Origin of the sequence: uncultured Roseobacter sp., from assembly GCF_947493125.1 — a bacterium.
In the GTDB taxonomy this organism is placed as follows: domain Bacteria; phylum Pseudomonadota; class Alphaproteobacteria; order Rhodobacterales; family Rhodobacteraceae; genus Roseobacter.
In genome coordinates, this window is record NZ_CANLQB010000006.1 from 254,939 (window position 1) to 277,500 (window position 22,562).

Here is a 22,562-nt window from a genome sequence, read left to right on the forward strand (position 1 = left end):
AAGTCAAAGCAGCTTCACATCAAATGGCACAGCCGAGAATGACAGATTCGCAGCCCATCGCTGAAGTCCGAACCGGTCATCGCCCCAGATGACTCGCATCCTTTATCTGGCGCATGATCTTGATGATGCCGCCATCTGGCGACGCACCGATATGCTGCGTATGGGTGGAGCGGATGTGATCATTGCCGGCTTTCGCCGCAGCACAGGCACCTTGCCGGAGCGCGCGCTGGTCTTGGGGCAAACACACAACGGCAAAATGCTGCATCGCGCGGCTCAGGTGTTGCGCCTACGTCTGAAGCCGCCATCGGAGCTTGCCAGTATCGGGCCCATCGACGTGATCCTGTGCCGCAACCTGGAGATGCTCGCGCTCGGTGCACCGCTCCACCGAGCGCTCCGGCAGCATCAGCATGTAGCGTTGGTGTACGAGGTGCTGGACATCCACCGGTTGATGATCGGGCAGGGCTGGCTGGCGCGCGGCCTGCGGTGGCTGGAACGCAGGCTCAGCCGCGACCTTGACCGGCTCATCGTCTCCTCGCCCGCCTTCCAGCGCGCATACTTCGACGTGCACAAACAGACCACGGCTCCGGCTTTGCTGATTGAGAACAAGGTGATGTCATCAGAGTCCTGCATCAAACCCGTCACTCGAACGGATCGCCTCGCCGATCACGCGGGACCCTTGCGGATCGGTTGGTTTGGCATCCTGCGATGTCCGTTTTCGCTCGCGTGCCTCGACGCTGTGACACGGGCGCGCCCGGGGCGCTACCAGGTCATATCGCGCGGGCGACCCGCGCTCGACTCGCTTCCGAACTTCCACGATGTGATTGCCGCCAACCCTGATCTCATCTTTGACGGCCCGTACAGCTATCCAGATGACCTCGCTCGGATCTACGGCGAAGTCGATCTTGCCTGGTTGGTCGACCAATATGATATGGGCAGCAACTCCGACTGGCTGCTGCCGAACCGGCTTTACGAAAGTGGTCTCAATTGCGTTCCTCCCATCGCGCTGGACGGAACCGAGATCGCGACGCGTCTGCGCAGCCTCGGGATCGGGGTCTTGCTGCCTACCGCCGATGTATCAGAGGTGACCGCCGCATTGGACAGGCTGGACCAAGCGTCTTTTACCCGTCTGCGGGAGCGGCAGAAGGCTGTCGCACCAGAGACATGGGCCGTGAGCCGGTCCGAGGCGCGCCATCTCGTTGACGAGATCACCCCCGCATCAGCAGTCCGCATAGACCCCACCAATTGCGGCGGCGTTCTGATCGTTATTCCGACCCTGAACGAATCGGCGCATATTGGCGGTGTGATTGACGGCCTGAAAGGCTTCTTGAAACGTTACCGAGCACCGGTTCGCGTCGTCGTTGTCGATGGCGGCTCCACTGACGACACGGTTGCAATCGTCACCGACCGGATCTCAACCCTGCCACATGTCGATCTTCATCTGCTGGACAACCCGGCGCGCCTGCAAAGCGCCGGTGTGAACCGCGCCTGCGCCACCTTCGGAAACGACATGACCTGGCTGCTGCGCCTAGATGCTCATGCGGCATATCCCGAAACCTACGCGGATGTCCTGCTCGCCGAGGCGCAGCGGACCGAGGCGGAAAGCGTGGTCGTCGCGATGCATGCCATTGGGAGAACACCCTTGCAGCAGGCGATCAGCCTGACCCAGAATGGGCGGCTCGGCAACGGTGGGTCGGCGCATCGCACGGGCGGCTCCGGACGCTTTGTCGATCATGGGCACCACGCGCTGATGCGGCTTGAGGCGTTTCGCGCCGTCGGCGGATACGACGACGGCTTTTCCCATAACGAAGACGCCGAGTTTGACCTGCGGCTCACCCGGGCCGGCTACCGGATATGGCTGACATCTCGGACCCGGCTTGACTATGTCCCCCGCAAAACCATCCAGGCGCTGGCACGGCAGTACCTCAATTTTGGCCGTGGGCGGGCGCGGACCGTCCTCAAGCACCGGTTGAAACCACGTCTGCGCCAGATGATCATAATCGCAGTCGCGCCGCTGGTTGCCTTGGCCGTCTTGGGTGTCATTGCACCAGTCTTTGCGATCCCCGCTGCCGCGTGGGCCATCGCATGTATCGCTGGCAGCCTCATGATGGCGGTCGTACGGCGTGATCTCTTGGCGCTCGCCGCAGCTCCAATTGCGATGGTCATGCATCTGTCATGGTCTGTCGGTTTCTGGCAGCAATTGCTCAAGACACGGCGAGGGATTGCACCTGCGCGTCCAGAGAGCATTGCTCCCGTGCGACCGATCCCCTCCTACACCGCCGTCGCGGTGGGTGTCTGTACGTTCCAGCGTCCCTCACTCGTCGACACGCTTCAGACGCTGGAGCAACAGAAGTTGCCGCCGGATCTGCAGCTGTCCATCATCGTGGTGGACAACGACCGTACGCCGACGGCGCAGGAAACCGTCAAAGCCTTCGCAGCGCGATCACGTCACAATGTGATTTACAAGCACGCCCCCTCCGGAAACATCTCCATTGCGCGGAACGCAGCGCTGGATGAAGCAAAGCGCAGAGGACTGACGATTTTTGCCTTCATCGACGATGACGAGCGCGCGCCAGCCAATTGGCTGGCCACTCTCTCGGAGCGACTGTCGCAGGGCGACGCGGATGTGGTGGTCGGGCCGGTCCACGCCGTCTATCCAACGGAGGCGCCGCGCTGGATGCAGCGCCTGCGCATTCACGACACGCGACCGGAACTTGGGCCAGATGGCCGCCCGCTTGCTGGTCACAGTTGCAATGTCATCATGAATCTGGCCGCCCCAGCGCTGATGGACCGCCGCTTCGACCTCACACTTGGCATCTCTGGTGGAGAGGATACCGCCTTCTTCAAGGATGCGCAGGCCGCAGGCGCCCGCTTGGCATTGGCCCCGCAAGCCCGCTTGGACGAGCCGGTAGCGCCGTCTCGGGCCACATTCGCCTGGTTGCTGCGCCGCCGCTTCCGAATGGGGCAGACCCACGGCAGCCTGCTCCGCAAACATAAGGGTTTTGCGGCACAGCTGATGGCTCTGCCCTTGGCCTGCGCAAAAGTGTTCTACTGCGCAGTTTTTGCGCTTGCGACCGCTCCATTCGCCGCGCCGCGGAACGCAAATCTACTGCGAGGCGCTCTGCATTTCGGAACGATTGCCTCTCTGATCGGCCTGCGTGAGGTCGCAATCTATGGCCATGGCGCCGGGAACAAGGACCAAACGTCATAATCCTGATACACATCGCGCGTGTTATCGCGGCCAGCGGCTGCAACGGAAGGCTGCCAAACCTTTGGCAGCGATAGAGATTTGTCCCAACCGCTTCGTTGAGCGTTGATCGTATGCGCCGATCGACGAAAATTTGCATGAATTATAATTGGTTGTAACGGCCAAATTCGCTATACCTTGTCTAATATTAGTTCCGGCGATGAGTTTGCCGGTTTTTTCGGCATCTGGGGAAGCGATGCGATTGCCAATTTTTCTATTTGGTTTGGGTATTGCCATTGTGGCATCGACCTTGCTTGGCCTTGCGGCTGGGTTTGATAGCGTCGCATTGGTCATATTCGTCGTGATCGTCGCTGTTGTCGTACAACTCGCCTACGTTGGCCTTGTGGCGCTGCTCGCAGCAGAGCGCAAACAAGAGAAGTCCCGACGCGGAACATCATCTCCCAACGCCACCTCGACACAGGCGTCACAAAAAAACGAAGTATAAGACCGGCTGGAACATATCGCCTGGGCTGTCTGCCGCCGGTTTCTTGGGTCGGGCAGTCCCAGATTCATATACGCACAGTCTTGCAGCGCCAATGGCGGATCAACGCCTGCTGAACCGCCCTATCAGTTCGGCGATCTTGGATATTGCCGGTGAACCATCTAGCGTTTTGATCATCCGCCTGCGGGCCGATCATCTGCAGACTTTCACAAACGAGCTTCCATGCCGCCCAGCGTCACGGTCATCATTGCCGCCTACAATGCGCAGGACACGCTGGCCCGGGCCGCGCGCTCCGCTCTGTCAGAGCCGGAGACTGCCGAGGTTATCATCGTCGACGACGCGTCGCAGGACGACACCTGCGGGGTGGCACGGAACCTGGCCAGGGAGGATGCGCGTGTCCGTCTGATACCATTGGAAGACAACCAAGGCCCAGCAAACGCACGCAATCGTGCGCTGGAGGCGGCAACCGCGGACTATGTCGCTGTTCTGGATTCCGATGATGTGTTTCTGCCGGGACGGCTCGCACGGCTGCTGACCAGTGTCGACGCCGATATGGTCGCCGACAACATCGCCTTCGTTGCCCCCGAGAACCTCGACATGCTGATTGAGCAGGATTGGATCGACATCACTCCGGAGTTTACGCCGCTGGGTGCCGCGGCATTTGTGCGGGGAAATCTGCAGGCGCGCGGCGTTGCACGCAGCGAACTGGGTTTTTTGAAACCTGTCATGGCGCGCGCATTTCTCGCCCGTCACGGGCTGCGCTATGATTCGGAGCTGAGATTGGGCGAGGATTACGACCTCTACGTTCGCATGCTGCTCGCCGGTGCCCGGCTGAAACTCACCCGATACCCGGGATATGCAGCCGTTGTCCGGCCCGGGTCTCTCAGCGCGGAACACGGCACCGTTGAACTGTCGCATCTGCGCGACCGACTGGCGGCGCATCTGCAAACCAACGGTCTGTCACCTGACCTTGCCCATGCCATGCGAGCGCATCTGAAGGAAGTCGAGCGCAAACGCGATCACCGGGCATTTCTGGATCTGCGGCGGAAACGGGGGGCGGGCGCTGCCCTCCGCTATCTCTTCGAGGTACTGGACAGGCCCTTGCCCGTCATGCTTCAGATCGCCCGCGACAAGCTCGGGCTCACTGTTTCGGCCGGAGAAGCCGCACCCGCCCGCGGCGCCCGGTTGCTACTGCCAACGGAGGGGCAGGGATCAGTCCAACTCCGCTGACACCTCCACCTCAACACCCGGCGGGATGATTGCCTCTCGTGCCGTGTGCGGATCGAGCGTCAACCGTGCGGACCTCCAGGCTGGGAGGTAACCGAGGCCTTCCAACCCCGCCTGACCCTCAGCAATTACATCCGGCGGCGCCTGACTGGAGAGCCGCGCAAGCGTGCTTGCCAGAGATCTCTGTTTGGCCCAGTCAGCATCCAGAAGCGAATCCACAACGGAAACCGCACATCTGACGGCGCCCGCTGGAGCTGCGATCAGATCAACCTGATCGGGTGCCGCCAGCACTAGTGTTTGTGCTTCGGTTCCACCCGTCGCGGCACCTTTGGAGCGTTTGCGACGCAGACGGTCGACCAGGCTTGCGGCGAGATCAACCAACAGAACCGGGTCGCGCACCACTCTCCGGGCTACTTCCATACCCTTCTGGGTCTTGATCGCGCGGACCAGGCGCTCATACCGCAACGCCCGCGAGAGCGCCGCCCGACGGGCCCGAAAGGCACTTGCCAAGTCACTGTCTCCGGGCTGCCCCTGAGCCGCCGGACCAGCCACGGCATCATGCGCCTGAAGCAGGCGGTGCAGGACCGGCACGGACAGACGATGCGAGATTGACCCGCCGTGACGTCGATAGAGATAGAGCGGCGCAGGCAGAACCAGAAACCGCGCGCCGCAAATCAGCAGGCGCGCATAGAGGTCGAAATCCTCACCCACACGCAAGGAATCATCATAGCGCAGCGGTCCCAGCGCATCACGGCGGATCATCGGCTTGAGATAGCCAAACGATCCAAGACCCGAGTTCACGGTATCGCTTCGGATCAGCTCTGCAGCGGTCAGGAGCAGAGGTTCGGCCAGCCGTCTGCTTTCCAGCAAGGTCCGCCCCGCCATCTCGACCGAGCCGAAACTCACCAAATCGTCGGCGACGACATCCGCTTCCAGCGCTTCCGCAGCAGCCAGCAGCCTCTCGATCCTTCGGGGATGAATGAGATCGTCAGCATCGACGATCGCAACCCACACACCACGGGCCGCATCGAGCGCGGCGTTCCGCGCCCCGGCCGGGCCGGTATTGTTCTCCTGGAGGATGAGTTTGAGCCGGTCGTCTGAAGCGGCCAGCCTGCGCAGGATTGCAAGACTGTCGTCCTGGGAGGCATCATCTGCAACGATCAGTTCAATGGTTCGATGAGACTGGCCGAGGACTGAGGCCACCGCTGCCTCGAGATAATCTGCGCCATTGAAATTCGACATAATGACGGAAACAAGTGGCGCACGCTTGCTCTCGCCCGCGCCCATCGATTGCTCTGCTGTCATCAGATGACATCACCTGCTGTCATGAGCGAAAGGGCAGTCTTGCAGGGCGGAGGCACTTGCATCAGCAGCGTCCACACTCCGGTCTGGCACATCGGCTGGACCGGTGTCTGCCACTAGGAGGTTTCGCCCGAGCGCATCGCCGCTGGCAGAGTCTGAGCGAGAATCGCGATATCCGTCGCAGTACTGAAGTGGGTGACATAGGCACGATCACAGGCGATCCGGCGTTTGTAGGTCGTGTCATTGCGCCCGCTGACCTGCCACAAGCCCGTAATGCCCGGGCGGGTTCGAAGATAGAACCGGCTGGACTTCCCATAGCGGCGCAACTCGTCGGCGGGCACAGGGCGAGGGCCAACCAGGCTCATCTCACCCCGCAGAACATTGTAGAGTTGCGGCAACTCATCGAGACTGAGCTTGCGCAGGACATGACCGACCGGCGTCACCCGTGGATCATCTCTCAGTTTCTTGGTCTGTTCCCATTCATCGCGCGCATCCGGGCAAAGCTGAAGGTGCTGTTCCAGGACTTCGTCTGCATTGGCCACCATTGTCCGCAATTTCAGGCAGCCGAAAGGCCGGTTCTGGTACCCTACTCGGCTATGGCGAAAGAAGACGGACCCCGGTGAGGAGATGTAGACCAGCAGCGCCAGTCCGGCGATCAGAGGCGACAAGACGACCAGCATGACAAGCGCAACGGCGACGTCCAAAGACCGCTTGGTCCAGCCACCCATGGGTGCATCCTTATGAGTGCGCCCGGGCCAAGACCCGTGATGCGGTCGGACAAGCGCGGGAAACGTTGCCTTGCCATGTACAGCTTCTGTTTCGATCGTTTTCATCTGACTCCATCCTCATTTCTCATGTGCATGGCATCGCAGGATTGCGATGGCGCCGCGTAAGAGGCAAAGACCAAGGCCCCGATTGATCGCCGAAGAGGCGTTGGATGGATCCCTCGCGATCCAGTTGTCTGCCCGCCTTCTCGCCGACTTCCCGTATCAAGGGTAGAGCAAATTCTGCGCGTGCAAACGCGAATATCCAAGCCGGCAAAGCACCGCCGACGCAGAACCGCTCATTCGCTCGGTTTCCGCACATCACAGCCTAGGATCTGCGCATCCGTTGATTTTGAAACAATCAAAGTGCACAAAACCACAGCAGATTTCTGACGATTGGTGCAGGCTCACTCTGCAGGGAATCAGCGCCGCTTGGTTTGAGTTGCCGAGTCGCACCGACGTGAGAAAGGCAGCAACCGCATGTCAGCAACACCCCGTCAGGTCATTGTTATATATGAACTATTTATGACATCCCGACCGCTGCGACAGAGTACAGATGGGGACTCGCCCGCCCAGTCCTTCAGTTTGACCGGGCCCGTGCCGCCCGACCATTCCTCCCCTTCCGCCATCCCCTCCAGCCTGTCTGCGCTGTAGGGATTCGATCCCAGAGATGCCTGTAAACACACCCAGCACCAGGGCCGACCAACCCCTGCGCATCCTGTTCGGAAGCGCTCATCCCTACTTGCCCCAGATGTTCGGTGGGGCCCAGTCGAGCACCCACGAGTTGGTCAAGCGCCTGCGCGCGCGGGGGCACGAGGTGGCTGTGCTCGGCGGACTCACGGGCGAAGGCTGGTTGGGACTGCGCGGGCGTCTACTTCTGAAACTGACGCGACGGGGATATGTCCGGGACGACCACTTGGGCTACCCGGTCTTCCGCACCTGGTTCGCCGAGACGGTCGCTCGCCGCGTGGTCGAGGACTTTCAGGCCGATGTCGCCGTTTTTCAATCCCGGCTTCCGGTTCCGATGGCCGCCGCGATTGACCGCAGCACAACCCGGACGTTCATCTATCTGCGCAATGTTGAGACAGTGGACCTGGGCGGATCCCTCGGGTCGCTGAAACAAACAGGCTTCATCGCGAATTCACATTTCACCGCTCAGCGGTTCGCCGAGACGGATGGGGTGAGGGCGGATGTGATTCATCCGATGATCGAAGCGGACAAGTATCGCGTGACGCCCGCCCGACAGAACGTGACCTTCATCAATCCGCACCCGCACAAGGGTGTTGATGTCGCCTTGCAACTTGCCAGAGCCTGCCCGGAAATTCCTTTCGTCTTCGTCCGAGGCTGGGAACTGTCGCCGGAACAGGAAAATCACCTCGCAACCGGGCTGGCCGACTTGCCGAACGTCACGCTCCGCCCGTCCACCGACGATATGCGCAGCGTCTACCGGGATGCGCGCATCGTGCTAGCACCCAGTCAGTGGGAGGAGGCCTTTGGCCGTATCGCTGCCGAAGCACAACTCAGCGGTATCCCGGTTGTCGCGTCCCGCACAGGCGGGCTGCCGGAAGCCGTCGGCCCTGGGGGCATCTTGCTGGACAAGGCCGCCCCCATATCGGACTGGGCCGAGGCCCTCCGACATCTTTGGCATGATACGACGGCCTACGCGGAAGCGTCACGCGCCGCACTAAAACATGCCGAACGGCCGGAAATGGTACCCGATTGGCAGGTCGACCGGCTCGTAGACATCTTGCGAACACCCATCTCGACCTGATCTGCGCGATCCGCAAACAAGCTCACGAGGGTGGCACAACACTGTTCCCCGAACGTGGCTCTGCGCGCTGTTCCGATCGCGGGTCAGCGCCAGACAGTGCGCCCGGCGGCGGCAGGTCTTCTGAACCGAACGGCAACCGGCGGACCGGGATCGTGTCATTCGGGCCGGGTGCATCCAACACGACCTCCAGAACGTCGCCACCCTCAATCAGATCATCCCGACGGACGGAAAGAGTTATCGGGCCGTTGGGGCCTGTCCGTGTGATCTGCAATTCCGGTGGGGAGAGGGCCGAAAGCTCCACAAGGCCGTTGCCGGTTCGCGTGGCTTCTGCAAAGAGCGCCGCTTCGGTCTCCATCCGGATCCGCAACTCGCCAATGGCCGCGCGCTGATCCTGCAAGCCCTGCACCCGCTCCCGACTGTGCTCGTTGATCAGATCCAGCCGGTCCCGGCGCGTCTCGTTGAGTTGTTGCTCTGCGTTCAACCGGGCAGTTTCGACCTCAAGCAGGCGCACCTGCTGGTCGGCCACCTCGCGTTGCAGGCCGCTTTGCCGTGCAACGGTGGACAGCCCGCGCTCCACCAGACTGGCTGCATTCCCAAGCTCCTCCTCCAGCAAGGCAAGCTGGGACTGGCGCAGTTCGGCTTGGGTGGTCAGCCGGCTGATACGTTCTTCAAGCAAGGCCTCCAACTCGTCGATCTGCGCAAGGCTCGACTCCAAAGCCGCCCGCTGCGCGATCATGATCCGGCGTTCCTGTGCGATCAGCTCAGGGCCAACGACCGATGCCAAAAGCTCATCGGGCGGCGCCATCTCGGAGCCGGCCTCCTCCGCCTCCAGCCGGGACAGTGTCGCCAACCGCCGCAAGAGCTCCAACTCCATCACCCGGTAGCTGCCCAGCGAATTCAGCGCGCTGCGCTCGCCCCGAACAAGAGCGGGGCTGGCCCTGTCTATCCCGCCCGCGAGGCTGAGCGCCTGCAGGACGGTCATGCGGGGCGCATGGGGATAGGCGCCGGGCGCGCGGACATCGCCGAGCACATAGATCGGCGCAAACTCCGTGATGGTGACGATTGCCTGAACCTCACCGCTGAGACCCATGCGGTCCTGCACCTGCTGCGCAATCTGCAGTCCCAGCTCATCCGGGGTCATGCCGGCAGCGTCCAACTGGCCGATCATCGGCAAGGTGACGGTGCCCCTTGCGCTGATGGAAAACGCCCCGCCAAAAGCCTCCCAATTTGCATATATCTCCTGAATTGGATCCCAGCGCCCGACCCTGACGTCGATGGTCTGTTGCGGACCGAGCGTCTCAACTGCGGGTGCACCCTCGTCCGACTGCCCCTGCGCAACGGTCGCAACAACGATCCCCAGGGCGAGGGCAGTTGCGGGCAACAGGACGTTCCGTCGCCAGAACCGACTTGTCAGACCCTCAAGCATTGATCGCGAGCTCCTCATAGCTGCCTCGGTTCATGTATCGTCGAGCAGTTGCGAGCTGTGCGTCTTCCAGCACGGTGGTCGCCAGACTGTCCCGAAATCTCGGGTGGTCCAACAGCGCGTCCGTGAGGAAACCCGGCAGCACCTGGCCCCATGGAATTCGCAAAAGTGTAGTGTCATAGGCCCAGGCATGGGGATCCGATCTGCTGGCCTCGCTGATCGGTCGCAGCGCAACGATGACAAAGCTGAACTCATCGCGAAGATGCTTGGCCAACAATCCGAAATCAAAGCCCTGCCCTCCCACCACGCTCTTCGTATCGGACCAACTGTCCAGAACCGCAGGCAGGCTCACAGTCTCGATACCATCCTTGCTCTCAGACGACGCGGGCGCATGCGCGGGATCTTCGTGGATCACCAGCACGCGCCGCGCTCCATTGCGCGACAAATGTGCAGCCAGCGCGACCGGGAGCGCAGTCGGGTCTTCGAGACCCGACGACAAAGGCGCAATTCCAACGAGCAAACCGCCGGGAGACTTCAGATTGACCTCGCAGGCCTGCGCCAACCGCTCAAGCGTGCGGGACCGCGCCGCCGCAGCCCCACGATCGTCGAGGCTCTTGCGTCCGGGAAGAAGGCCCACGCAACTCAGGCCAAGCTCCTGGCGCAGGGTCGAGACAGTACGGATCGGTTTCGGCAATAATTCCCGCGCCGCTCCGATCAAAACACCAAGCATACCCCCCAACAACATCCCAGCAAAAAGCATTGCCTTCTTCTGCGGGCTGGACGCGCTCTTTGGCACTTCGGCAGGCGAGATAATCTTGATCGCAGCAATTGGGAAATTCTGCTGCTGCGTCGCGACTTCAAGGCGCGCCAGGTAATCACGATAGACTTGGGCATAGGTCTCGGAGATCGCCTCCAGCTGTTGCAGCCTGCCGCGCAAGGCAACGGCGGTATCGGAGCTGCCAGTGATCGCCTCGAGATCGGCGCGCAAGGACTCTTCGCGGCTGCGCGACATAAGATAGCTCACCCGCGCGGCTTCGGTCGCCTGTTCCAGTTCGACTTCGATGGCCTCGCGCAGCAGATCGAGGCTGCCTTTGAGCTGTTGCGCCTGCGGATGATCGGGCCCGAATTGAGTGACGAGACGACGATACCGCAGCCGCCCATCCAGATAATCGCGCCGCAACGCCTCATTGCCAGCGCCAAATTGCCCTTCGACGAAGGGAACGGTGATTATCTCCTCGCCTTCGCGGGAGCGCGCCAGCAACGACTCCATGCTTTCAAGCTGCGCTTCGGCCTCCGCCGCGTTGGCCGAAGCGTTCATCAAGGCGCTCGCCAGCTCGGACTGTTGCTGCTCGGTCAGGAGATTTCCACGCACCTCCACCAGATCGTTGGTGGCGCGAAACTCCTGCACAGCCGCAGCAGCTTCCATGCTTTTCTGCTCCAGCCGGTCCAATCGCTCGCGCAGCCAACCTTCGGCCTTTGCGGCAATCTCATTGGTGGTCACCAACTGGAAGCCTTCGTAGGACCAGCCGTAGCCCCGAGCGATCATCGCTGCCCGCCTGGGCTCGAAATCGGCAAACCCGATTTCAATGACAAGGCTCCGGCCTGACCGCGAAACGGAGAGCCGATCGCGCAAGATCTGCACGGCGCGATCACGATCTGTGACGTCCAGATTGAAATCGAGTTCCACCGCGGTGCCGCCGCCGCTTTCGCTTTCGTCGCTGCCAGACGCGGACGGAGCCGGCGGCGCCGGCGTCAACAGGCGCGCCAGCGGATCGGTCACCAGAGACACAAGGCCCAGCACCCTTTGCGTGGCCCCAACCGGGGGCGAAAGAAAGTCGGCATCTTCATCGAGGTTCAGCAGATCCACGACCTGATAGGCCAAAGCGCGTGACTTGATAATCTCGATTTCGCTTTGAACGGCCGTGTCCGACCACACCGCATTCGGCAGCGGTGAGACTTCATTCAGCAACTCTGCGCGTTCCTCATCAAGCAAGACAGTCTCGACCGCCGTGTACCGCGGCAGTGACCCCAGGATCATCAACACAGCGATAACAATGCCCGCCAAGGCACAGATGATCGCAAGAGGCGCCTGCCTGCGCATCGCCCGCAGAATGCTACCCATGTCCACACGCGGCTCGTCGCGATACCCCGCGAGAAGATGCGCATTGTCCTTCGTCCAGGTGATACGGCGCTCCTGCACTGGTTTTGTCATCTTGAAAACTCCGAAAGGGTCGCCAATCCGGGGCGCATGGACGTGTTCGCGGCCCGTGCTCTGCGGACGAGAGAGATGGGATTTATCGGCGTGTATTGCATGGTCATGTGGTGATCCCACTCCATCGGCCCAGCGACGGATGTCGGGGCTGCCGCATCGGTCTGGCTTGATGGGCCGCGTGCCGGACCTGCCGATTGTGATCGAACAGCCGCAGCAGAACGAAAGCGACAAGGAAGGTGCCCACCGTATGCGGTGTGATGAAATCAACCTCGGCGACGGATCTGACGAGGAAGAGGACCGACAGCCCTGACATCAGCATCAGCGATCCCACGCCGCCCTGCCCAAGTGCGGCCCCTAAAGGCAAAACGAAAAGCAGAAGACACAATGTTGCCACCAACGCCAGTCCCACCAGCCCGGTCCCCACATAGGTTTCGATCAGCAAATTGTGGAAATGAAACCCTGTCCGCGCCGTAATGTAGAATTCTTCCCAAAGCATCTCTGCGGCCGGACGGCCATGTGTCCAGAAGGCATTGTAGCCAATTCCCAGAACCGGCTTTTCCGCTCCAAATTCAATCGCTTGGCTCCAGAGATAGGTACGACCCGTGAGGCTCGAGTCCCGCCCGAAAGCGGCCAACAGGGCATCGAAGGCTCCAAGCCGCAGGCTCACGAATGCGATGGCAACGCTCCCGGTCAACACCAGAAAAACCACCGCGCGGCGCAACCACGGCGCCAGCGTGAGGACCACACCCATAAAGGCGATCGCTGCGAAGGCGGCAAAGGCGGAGAGCAGGGATGTGGCCGAATCCGACATCCACAGCATGACAATCCCAACCCCGGCGGTCAGCACGGCCAATGCCTGAACCGCGCGGCGGCTGCGGAACATCCACACCAAGGCTGCCGAGAAAAGGATCGCAAGCGTAGCAAAGTAACCCAGCTGATTTTTCGACGAAAAGGCGCCATTAAACGCAAAATCGCCGTCGATGTAATCATAGGAATAGCCGCCGCTCGCAGCAGAATAGGCCAGCACCAGAAGGCCTCCGATTGTGCCGCCCAGCGCAAGATTTCCCGCCGAGATGATCCGCGCTGCAACCAGGCCCGCAAAGAAGGTGATGCCGTATTGAATGGCACCGCGCAACGTGGTGCCGGGTGCATCGCTCCATAAAACGGAAAGAGCGAAGAAGAACGGGACCGTCAGCAGCAGCAGAGCCGATCCGGGCCTGCCCAGTAGGATCCGCGGAGCCATGACAAAAGGCGCAAGCCAGCAGGCGTAGAACGCCAGAACGGACAGCGGTCCGAAATTCACTGAATAGGCAAAGACGATCACTGAAAGCACGATGGCGGGCACGGCAAATGCCGTGTTCTGCTCCGGATCGACGATTCTGGCCTGGCGTATAATCATTCGATCTGCGGCCCAACGTCTGCAATCTGTGCCAACAGCCGACGGCGAACGCTCCGCCCCGGCGTTTGGCTCACGAAGAAACCGTACCCTGCAGTGCGGTCGCCACTGCCGCCCTTGCGGACGCGACGCACGCTGCACCCCATGTTCAGCAAATGTAGTCTGCGGCCGAACTGCAACCAAAACCGATCAGCGCCCGGTCTCGAAGCCCTGTGATGATCAAAACATGAGCGGCACGCCAAGCGTGGTCGCACCCCTGTTTGCCGTCCCCCGCCGGTCCTCAAGCCCAAGCCTTGCGTCCGTGCTGTCATGGCAATGTCCTTCGACATCTCCTGCCCTGGACGGGCGATCAGACTCTGACATTCATTGCGACACATCGACCCCATCCTGGCACAGCACGGAACCCTCGAACGTGCAGCCCGCGCCCAGTTCCGTGTACGCCAACCAGTCGACCACAAGCGTCTGCGGCGCCGATTCAGGATCGAATGCGCCCATCCACTCCACCAGCGTTTCCGTAGACCACAGGCTCAGGTAGATCTTCTGCGGATCGTCGGGCAGCACACCCCCCCGCTGATCTCGGATCAAGGCACCGTCAATGTACCACCGGATCCGGTCGGGCTCCCAGATGAAGGCGTAACTCCGAAATACGCCATCGTCGGCCATCTCGAGAAAACCCTCGTTTTTGCTGTTGTTCGCCGTGTGGAAGTTCGTCTGAAGCGTCGGGCCCCGCGGCGCGATAAATTCGAAGTCGATCTCATTGTGAGGGCGGTCCTGCGGGGCCCCGATGAACGTGAAGAGGTTCGCATTCATGCCGCGCGCATACGGCACCTTCATCCGCGCCTCATAGGTACCGTACCCGAAACGCGTGCGTGACTGGATCTCCGCGCAGCTCAAATCATGGCCATCCTTGGCGTCCGCCGTCAGCGACAAAAGCAGCTTGCCATCCTCCACAGCGACCCGATCGCGATGCCACAAACAGCTCTGATGGTCGCCATTCGTCCAGCCGCTGGAGATGAACCATCTGTCCTTTGTCAGCCGATCAAACGGTTCGAAAAAAGATGTGTCCTCCGCTGCGGATCGCATCGGCCCCATGACTAGCGGCACGGCAAGGGTGATTGCCGACAGCATAGCCTGCCTTCGATATCTGCTCATATCTTGCGTCGTCCTGTTCCGGGAAAGCTGTTCGCTTGAGGCAAAAATAAATCCCGCGACCAGCCCCTACAAACCATAAACACCGAGATACGCGGCAAGTCGCCGAGGTGCCTACGGCGACATCACTCCGCACGCCGCTGCATAGTATTCGAGCTATAATGAAGCGGCGCGCCTCACTGCAGGAAACCCGGCCAATACTGGCTTAGATCCTTTCCGATCAGTTCGGAAAGCCCGGCATTTCGGTCCGACAGATGCTGGCACAGATATGCGCGTGTTTTCGCTCGCATATCCGAGGGCGGATGGTCTTCGGTCAGAATGCGACGGGAGATGAACCGGAACCAGCGCCGATAGGCCTTATGAGCCAGGCGCGACGACCACGGGATATCGCCTTTCAGATGCCGCGCGTACCGGTGGCGCACCAGAATCCGGCCCACATGGTTGAGACGCAGAAGCGTCTGTGCCTTGGCCGGATATTTCGTACGGTTATGCCAGCTCTCCACGGCGTCAACCGACATTGGCGACAACCCGAGAAACTCTGTGACACCGTTCATCACCCGCTGTTTGTCCCTCTTGAACTCTTCGAACAGGACGACATGCACCCGCCCTGGCCCCAAGGCATCAAGGAAGACCCGCAAACGCGGGGCATAGGTTGATCCCAAAATGATGGAGGGTTCTCGGCTCAATGCCCTTTCAAAAGAGAGGGTGGTCCGTCCGCTGCGCAGGAGATGCCAGTACTGGGAAAAAGCGCGCGCCACCGGATCGCGCAGCATGAAAATGACTTTGATATCGGGAGCTGTCGTCTTGATCCGAAATGCGGCGACATCCGACATGAGATAAGTGGTGGTGTCCTCGCCGATGAGCCGGTCGGGCGGGGCTTCGGAGAACCGCTGCTCGTATCGTGCCTGGATCGCCGGATCTCTGGGATCACGCCAGGATAGATCGTCGCCGTCCATTTCCAGAAAATCGCCATGGGCGATCGGATCGTCCGCATCAAAGAAGTAGAGTTCGTTCGGGGCCACCCAGGCGTCTGGGTGCTGGTCGAGAATGTGGTGCAGCGATGTCGTGCCGCACTTCGGCGCCCCTCCGATGATGAAATCCGGTGTCACGACTGGTTCGAGGCTCCCAAGGACAGCCGACTGACATGACAACCGACCTTCCTTACTGGTCCACCTCCCGGAGTGAAGTTTCAACCGTCACCGCAGACACCCGGCGGCAGACCGCCTGAGATTGCCCTTTCCTTGGGCACCGGGCATTAGAAACTTGCGTCGTCGCACAGGGTCAATGGAGATGAACATTCCAAGACCTCGGTTAGTCCATACGCGTTGCATCCGACCCCCACGCTCAGGTCTCACTGAGTTCCTTGCAGGCAGCTCCATAGGCCGTACGGCCAATACACAGACGTTCAAACCAAAGTTCCGGGCCCAAACATGCCGCTCAGGCGCAAGCCCTGTCGCTGAGATGCAGCCGTCAAGCTGGACATTCGCCGCTCGGCCCAAGAGTGTTCGTCTCTTCCTTCTGCGCAGGACGCACAGTGTCTTTGATCACCGCATCAATGTGTTTGTATCACCTAGCTGCCCCGGAACGGCCACTTGAGGCACGTGGCGGCCGCGTCTCAGTCCAAAATCCGAGGTGCGAGAGGTCTTCTATGTACCAACCACAGTCGGAGAATCTGATTGGCCCGATCTAGCCCTCTGGCGGAAGCGGATGTTGAGCATCGTCACACGACGGACTGCGAAGCCTTTCAAGAAGTGCGGAAGCGTGCTCTTTTTGCTCAAGCAACCGAAGCCGGCTGACCGCTCCCCCTGACCCCCGGTGCTTTCTGTTCGGTTGCATGATCGTCGCTCATGATGCGATGGAAAAAGCAGACCGGTTTTCGGGAAAGTGCTGATCGTCGTCCAGTCACGTCGACAACGCAATGGCCAAGGTTCATCTAAGGCGGAACGGAGATTCAGAATGACCCTGAAGCCATCAGAGCAAACCGACAGCTCAACTGCAGACGCCGGTAAGGCGACGCCCCAGCCTGCCCCGGAGAAGGCTGTCGGACCAGCGGCGCAGCGTCGGCTCTTTCTTAACCTTGCGCTGGCCAATTTTTCGGTCGGGTTTGGTGCCTTTGTTGTTATTGCCATTCTGCCGCCCCTTGCCAGCGACCTCGGGATCTCCCCGGCGACGGCGGGCTGGACCATGACGGCCTACGCCATAGCCTATGCGATCGGCTCGCCCATCGGTGTCGCAATGACCGGACGCGTTGACCGCCGCACTGTACTCACCGGTGGGCTCGCGATGTTCGGCGTCGGGGGCTTGATGGCAGCGCTGGCTCCATCTTTGGTCACGGTGCTGGGCGCGCGTGTCGTTATGGCCATTGGTGCCGGGGTGGTTACACCCGTGGCCGCATCCGTCGCAATTGGACTCGTGTCCGCAATGGAACGCGGCCGTGCTCTTGCGTACGTCTTCGGGGGCCTCACACTGGCACAGGCAATCGGCATACCCGCGGGCGCTTGGCTGGGATATACTCTCGGCTGGCGTGGGACATTTCTCGTGGCAGCTTTGCTCACTCTATCGTCAGCCGCACTTCTACGCGTTCGGCTTCCGATCGGGCTTGTCGTGCCGATTACGACCCTTCGCGCGCTGGCGCAGGCGCTACAGCGGCCAGACCTTGCGGTGGCGCTTCTATTCACGGTGCTGTTCATGGGTGGCGTATGGACGCTCTACACTTTCTTTGGGCCGTTCTTCGAGTATCGGCTCGGCATCGGCGGAACCGGACTGGGTGTGCTCCTCCTGGTTTTCGGTATCGGTGCGGTGTTTGGGAACGCCCTCGGCGGGCGCCTGACAGACCGGATCGGACCTGACCGCACCCTCGCCTTGCTGTGCCTGGCGCAAATGATCCTGATGCCTGTCCTGACACTCTTTCCGTTTGGTGGAGGGTCCGGCGGCATTGCGGGCGCGGCTCTGCTCGTGCTGCTGCGGAGTCTCGCCGGCTGGTCCTTCATGGTCCCGCAACAAGCCCGCCTAGCAGCGCTCGAGCCTGACCTCGCGCCGATCCTCTTTGCGCTCAACGCTGCGGCGATCTACGTTGCCGCATCGCTGGGCAGTCTGGCGGGGGGCGCTGTACTGGCCGATGCGGGGTTCGGACCGATTGGCCCGGTCGGTGCGGCGATTGTCCTTCTGGCGCTGGCTTCGCTGCCTGTGGCCCGTCGTCTGGCGGCGCGGCAGCAACTGAGCTAGGATTTTCTGATCACTTATCTGCTCGGATCAGTGAAGGGTGATTGATGCGGGATTTGACGCAGCTGAGTGCTTTGCAGCTATCGGCGCAAATTGAGCGGGGCGCACTCACCTCAGTTGAGGTGACCACTGCATTTCTCGACAGGATTGAGCAACTCAATCCGAAGATTAATGCAATCGTAGGTCTGCGCATACGCTCAGATATTCTCGCCGATGCGCAGCGTGCCGATGAAACCCCGCGACGTGGATGGCTACATGGCATACCGCTCGCCATCAAGGATCTCGCCGAAACGAAGGGTATTCGCACGACGTACGGGTCACCACTCTTCGCCGAGCATACGCCAGAGCATGACTCGCTGGTGGTAAAGCGGATAAGAGATGCAGGCGCGATCATTATCGGCAAAACCAATACGCCGGAATTTGGTCTCGGCTCGCATACCTTTAACCCGGTTTATGGCGCGACACGCAATCCTTATGCACTGGCCCTGACTGCCGGTGGATCCTCGGGCGGAGCAGCAGCAGCGCTTGCGGCGCGATTGGTTCCAATCGCCGATGGCTCTGACATGATGGGCAGCGTACGCAACCCGGCGGCCTTCTGTAATGTCTACGGGTTCAGGCCAAGTTGGGGTCTCGTTCCCGCCGAACCGAAGGGCGAAATGTTCTTTCAGCAGCTTGCGACCTCTGGCCCGATGGGACGCTCACCCGCGGATCTAGCCGCACTCCTGAATACCATCGCTGGCCCAGACCCTCGCCTGCCGCACGATACCAGTGTCGCGCCGGACCTGTGTGATCTGAAAGGTACAGTGACAGGAAAGCGGATGGGTTGGCTTGCCGATTGGGGAGGCGCCTACCCGTGTGAAGATGGAATTCTGAGTTTGTGCGAAACGGGCCTTGCCGCCTTCGAACAGCTTGGCTGCATTGTCGAACCAATAGTGCCGCCATTTGATGCGACAGATCTGTGGTGGTCCTGGCGAACCCTTCGCGCCTGGGCAAATGCCTGCAAGATGAAGGACGCCTATGACGATCTTGAAAAACGCGCGCTTCTGAAACCCGAGATGATATGGGAGATAGAGCAAGGACTGTTGCTGAGCGCGCGCGATGTCCACGACGCAAGTGAGATCAGATCAGCCTGGTTCCGCAAACTCGTTGACCTATCGACCGAGTATGACGCGTTCACTCTTCCATCCGCACAGGTTTGGCAGTTTCCGGTAGAGTGGACATATCCCGAGATGATAAATGGCGCAAAAATGAATACGTATCATCGCTGGATGGAAATCGTTGTGCCCGTCAGCTTGACCGGGTTGCCCTGTTTGGCAATTCCAGCGGGGTTTGGCGCTCAAGGTCTTCCAATGGGCTTGCAGCTTTTCGGGCGTCGCGGATCGGATCGCAATATCCTAACACTTGGACAAGCATATCATACGTTTTATAACTGGACTGCGCAGGCGCCCGATCTTTGAGTTCACATGCGCAGGATGGTGTGTCGTCAATTCGAGGGTCCACTCCACTATAGACAAATGCAATGCGCCGGGTCGTCAGTTTGGCGCTCAACTGCCGCTACAACGCGGCATCAACGTGGGTTGTCGACTTTGCAGTCTTAGCTCCCGACCCAAAGCATCATGCGTAATTGGGCAGCTCCCGCTTGCGCGCATTGAGCGCATTGGACAAAGGCGGTGGTAGTGAGCGCATCTCAGTTATTTTCGCTTTGTGCTGCGTGCGCGCTGCGCAAAAATTGCTACGTCGGCAATCTTCGGAGCGCTGTAATGCGACGGGAAAACCCGTCATTTGTACGCCGGGCAGAGGGCTGTCCTGCGCTGCAATGATACCCGCGCAATAACATTCGGTGACGAGGAAATGCTGATGACGTAAGAAGTGCTCTTGCCGGAGTCCTTCCGGTTTCCTTCAAATGCAAAAAACCCGCCACAAGGGCGGGTCAAACGAAATTTGAGTTGGTTGCGGGAGTAGGATTTGAACCTACGACCTTCAGGTTATGAGCCTGACGAGCTACCGGGCTGCTCCATCCCGCGCCAACTGATGCGGCCTACCGCGCCAAACGCTACTTAAGGCCGAAACATCGAAAGAGAGATACGAGCACAAAGGTTTTACTAGGTTTGGCGGTGACCTACTCTCCCACGCCTTAAGACGCAGTACCATCGGCGCTAAGGCACTTAACGGCCGGGTTCGGGATGGGACCGGGTGTTTTGCTCTCGCTATGACCACCAAACCATGAAAAACCTCTGTGTCCAAGTCACGCACATCTGATTGTGTATGTATGCTTCTGATACCAATAGAAAATCTCTCTTCTACTGGATCAAATCAAGCCTATCGAGCAATTAGTACCAGTCAACTGAACACATTACTGTGCTTACATCTCTGGCCTATCGACGAGATGGTCTATCTCGGCTCTCAGGGATACCTTGTTTTGAGGGGGGCTTCCCGCTTAGATGCCTTCAGCGGTTATCCTGTCCGATCATAGCTACCCTGCACTGCCGTTGGCACGACAACAGGTCCACCAGTGGATCGTTCACCCCGGTCCTCTCGTACTAGGGGCAACTCCTCTCAAGTATCCTACACCCACGGAAGATAGGGACCGAACTGTCTCACGACGTTCTAAACCCAGCTCACGTACCTCTTTAAACGGCGAACAGCCGTACCCTTGGGACCTGCTCCAGCCCCAGGATGAGATGAGCCGACATCGAGGTGCCAAACACTGCCGTCGATATGGACTCTTGGGCAGTATCAGCCTGTTATCCCCGGCGTACCTTTTATCCGTTGAGCGATGGCCCTTCCACTCGGGACCACCGGATCACTATGGCCGTCTTTCGACTCTGCTCGACTTGTCAGTCTCGCAGTCAGGCTGGCTTCTGCCATTGCACTCAACGAGCGATTTCCGACCGCTCTGAGCCAACCTTCGCGCGCCTCCGTTACGCTTTAGGAGGCGACCGCCCCAGTCAAACTACCCACCACACAGGGTCCCGGATCCGGATAACGGACCGCGGTTAGACATCAAGCAGAACAAGGGTGGTATCTCAAGGGAGGCTCCACGCAAACTGGCGTTCACGCTTCAAAGCCCACCACCTATCCTGCACATGTTCGGCCTAATGCCAGTGTGAAGTTGTAGTAAAGGTGCACGGGGTCTTTCCGTCTAACCGCGGGAAACCTGCATCTTGACAGGTAATTCAATTTCGCTGAGTCGATGTTGGAGACAGCGGGGAAGTCGTTACGCCATTCGTGCAGGTCGGAACTTACCCGACAAGGAATTTCGCTACCTTAGGACCGTTATAGTTACGGCCGCCGTTTACCTGGGCTTCAATTCAAGGCTCTCACCTCTCCTTTTAACCTTCAGGCACCGGGCAGGCGTCAGACCCTATACGTCGTCTTGCGACTTCGCAGAGCCCTGTGTTTTTAATAAACAGTCGCCACCCCCTGGTTTGTGCCCCCAGCCAATACTTGCGTAGAAACTGGGCCTCCTTCTCGCGAACTTACGGAGGTATTTTGCCGAGTTCCTTCAACATCGTTCTCTCAAGCGCCTTGGTATTCTCTACCAGTCCACCTGTGTCGGTTTAGGGTACGATCTCATGATGGAGCTATTTCCAGGAACTGCTGAGCGGCCCATCCAAATCCGATAAGGATGAACAACCTTCGCAATTCGTCACTTCCATCTGGCTCAGGAATATTAACCTGATTCCCATCGACTACGCCTTTCGGCCTCGCCTTAGGGGTCGGCTTACCCTGCTCAGATTAGCTTTAAGCAGGAACCCTTGGACTTTCGGCGACAGTGTCTCTCACACTGTTTGTCGCTACTCATGTCATCATTCTCACTAGTGATCTCTCCACCGGATCGCTCACGCGCCGGCTTCACAGAAAACTCCGCGTCTCCAATATCCCCGAAGGGAATAAGGAAACATGGAATTATGTCACACTACGCTCTGCTACCATGCGATAAACGCATCCTAAGCTTCGGCTCATGGCTTGAGCCCCGTTACATCTTCGCCGCAAGACAACTTATTTAGACCAGTGAGCTGTTACGCTATCTTTAAAGGATGGCTGCTTCTAAGCCAACCTCCTGGTTGTTTTGGTCGTCTCACCTGCTTTCCCACTTAGCCATGAATTAGGGGCCTTAGCTGTAGGTCAGGGTTGTTTCCCTCTCCACGACGGACGTTAGCATTCGCCGTGTGTCTGCCATCTAGTACTCCTCGGTATTCGGAGTTTGGTTAGGATCAGTAAGCCTGTGGGGCCCCATTACCCATCCAGTGCTCTACCCCCGAGGGTATACGGATGACGCTCTACCTAAATAGATTTCGCAGAGAACCAGCTATCTCCGAGTTTGATTGGCCTTTCACCCCTAGGCACAGCTCATCCCGATCCTTTTCAACGGATGTGGGTTCGGTCCTCCAGTACGTGTTACCGTAC

General features: G+C 59.8%; 13 protein-coding genes, 1 tRNA gene and 2 rRNA genes (1 of these 16 cut by a window edge). 6 read left to right on the forward strand and 10 right to left on the reverse strand.

Annotated elements, in window-relative coordinates:
- Positions 1 to 88 precede the first annotated feature (88 nt).
- From Q1A71_RS14890 to Q1A71_RS14900, 3 genes are all read left to right on the forward strand, one after another.
- Positions 89 to 3,208, forward strand: a complete 3,120-nt coding sequence (locus tag Q1A71_RS14890; protein WP_299677748.1) for a glycosyltransferase — start codon at positions 89 to 91, stop codon at positions 3,206 to 3,208.
- A gap of 196 nt (positions 3,209 to 3,404) precedes the next feature.
- Complete coding sequence (locus tag Q1A71_RS14895) at positions 3,405 to 3,689, forward strand: hypothetical protein (RefSeq protein WP_299677751.1); 285 nt, start codon at positions 3,405 to 3,407, stop codon at positions 3,687 to 3,689.
- Positions 3,690 to 3,908: 219 nt separating this feature from the next.
- A complete protein-coding gene (locus Q1A71_RS14900; RefSeq protein WP_299677754.1) occupies positions 3,909 to 4,916 on the forward strand; it encodes a glycosyltransferase family 2 protein in 1,008 nt (335 codons plus the stop codon).
- Here Q1A71_RS14900 and Q1A71_RS14905 read toward each other — a convergent pair.
- Together Q1A71_RS14905 and Q1A71_RS14910 are read right to left on the reverse strand one after the other, a co-directional pair.
- A complete protein-coding gene (locus tag Q1A71_RS14905) occupies positions 4,899 to 6,218 on the reverse strand; it encodes a glycosyltransferase family 2 protein (RefSeq protein ID WP_299677757.1) in 1,320 nt (439 codons plus the stop codon). The two genes, Q1A71_RS14900 and Q1A71_RS14905, sit on opposite strands and share 18 nt — an antisense overlap.
- Positions 6,219 to 6,331: 113 nt before the next feature.
- The gene (locus Q1A71_RS14910) at positions 6,332 to 6,943 is read right to left on the reverse strand and encodes a sugar transferase (protein ID WP_299677760.1); all 612 of its coding nucleotides are present in this window, start codon (positions 6,941 to 6,943) and stop codon (positions 6,332 to 6,334) included.
- Positions 6,944 to 7,649: 706 nt separating this feature from the next.
- On the opposite strand from Q1A71_RS14910, the gene Q1A71_RS14915 reads away from it, so the two are divergent.
- Positions 7,650 to 8,750, forward strand: a complete 1,101-nt coding sequence (locus Q1A71_RS14915; RefSeq protein ID WP_299677763.1) for a glycosyltransferase — start codon at positions 7,650 to 7,652, stop codon at positions 8,748 to 8,750.
- A 22-nt stretch (positions 8,751 to 8,772) separates the two neighbouring features.
- Here the strand turns inward: Q1A71_RS14915 and Q1A71_RS14920 are convergent, their stop codons facing one another.
- The 5 genes from Q1A71_RS14920 to Q1A71_RS14940 form a co-directional block, all read right to left on the reverse strand.
- Positions 8,773 to 10,131 carry a polysaccharide biosynthesis/export family protein gene (locus Q1A71_RS14920; protein WP_299677766.1) on the reverse strand — a complete coding sequence of 453 codons (1,359 nt, stop codon included), beginning with the start codon at positions 10,129 to 10,131 and terminating at the stop codon, positions 8,773 to 8,775.
- Positions 10,132 to 10,168: 37 nt separating this feature from the next.
- Positions 10,169 to 12,385, reverse strand: a complete 2,217-nt coding sequence (locus tag Q1A71_RS14925) for a GumC family protein (protein ID WP_299677769.1) — start codon at positions 12,383 to 12,385, stop codon at positions 10,169 to 10,171.
- A 103-nt stretch (positions 12,386 to 12,488) separates the two neighbouring features.
- Positions 12,489 to 13,784, reverse strand: coding sequence for an O-antigen ligase (locus Q1A71_RS14930; protein WP_299677772.1), 1,296 nt, complete (start codon positions 13,782 to 13,784; stop codon positions 12,489 to 12,491).
- Between the two features lie 360 nt (positions 13,785 to 14,144).
- Positions 14,145 to 14,933, reverse strand: coding sequence for a family 16 glycosylhydrolase (locus tag Q1A71_RS14935; RefSeq protein WP_299677775.1), 789 nt, complete (start codon positions 14,931 to 14,933; stop codon positions 14,145 to 14,147).
- A gap of 173 nt (positions 14,934 to 15,106) precedes the next feature.
- On the reverse strand, positions 15,107 to 16,039 hold the full coding sequence (locus tag Q1A71_RS14940) for a sulfotransferase (RefSeq protein ID WP_299677778.1): 933 nt from the start codon (positions 16,037 to 16,039) through the stop codon (positions 15,107 to 15,109).
- 847 nt (positions 16,040 to 16,886) lie between these two features.
- Between Q1A71_RS14940 and Q1A71_RS14945 the strand changes: the two genes are divergently transcribed.
- Together Q1A71_RS14945 and Q1A71_RS14950 are read left to right on the forward strand one after the other, a co-directional pair.
- The gene (locus tag Q1A71_RS14945) at positions 16,887 to 18,155 is read left to right on the forward strand and encodes an MFS transporter (RefSeq protein ID WP_299677782.1); all 1,269 of its coding nucleotides are present in this window, start codon (positions 16,887 to 16,889) and stop codon (positions 18,153 to 18,155) included.
- Positions 18,156 to 18,199: 44 nt separating this feature from the next.
- Positions 18,200 to 19,609 (forward strand): amidase, encoded by a 1,410-nt coding sequence (locus tag Q1A71_RS14950; protein ID WP_299677785.1) that lies wholly within the window; start codon positions 18,200 to 18,202, stop codon positions 19,607 to 19,609.
- A 490-nt stretch (positions 19,610 to 20,099) separates the two neighbouring features.
- Here Q1A71_RS14950 and Q1A71_RS14955 read toward each other — a convergent pair.
- The 3 genes from Q1A71_RS14955 to Q1A71_RS14965 all read right to left on the reverse strand — a co-directional run.
- Positions 20,100 to 20,176: transfer RNA gene (locus Q1A71_RS14955), tRNA-Met, on the reverse strand.
- Between the two features lie 82 nt (positions 20,177 to 20,258).
- A 5S ribosomal RNA gene (gene rrf, locus Q1A71_RS14960) occupies positions 20,259 to 20,373 on the reverse strand.
- Between the two features lie 88 nt (positions 20,374 to 20,461).
- Positions 20,462 to 22,562, reverse strand: a 23S ribosomal RNA gene (locus Q1A71_RS14965); it runs 1,274 nt beyond the window's last position.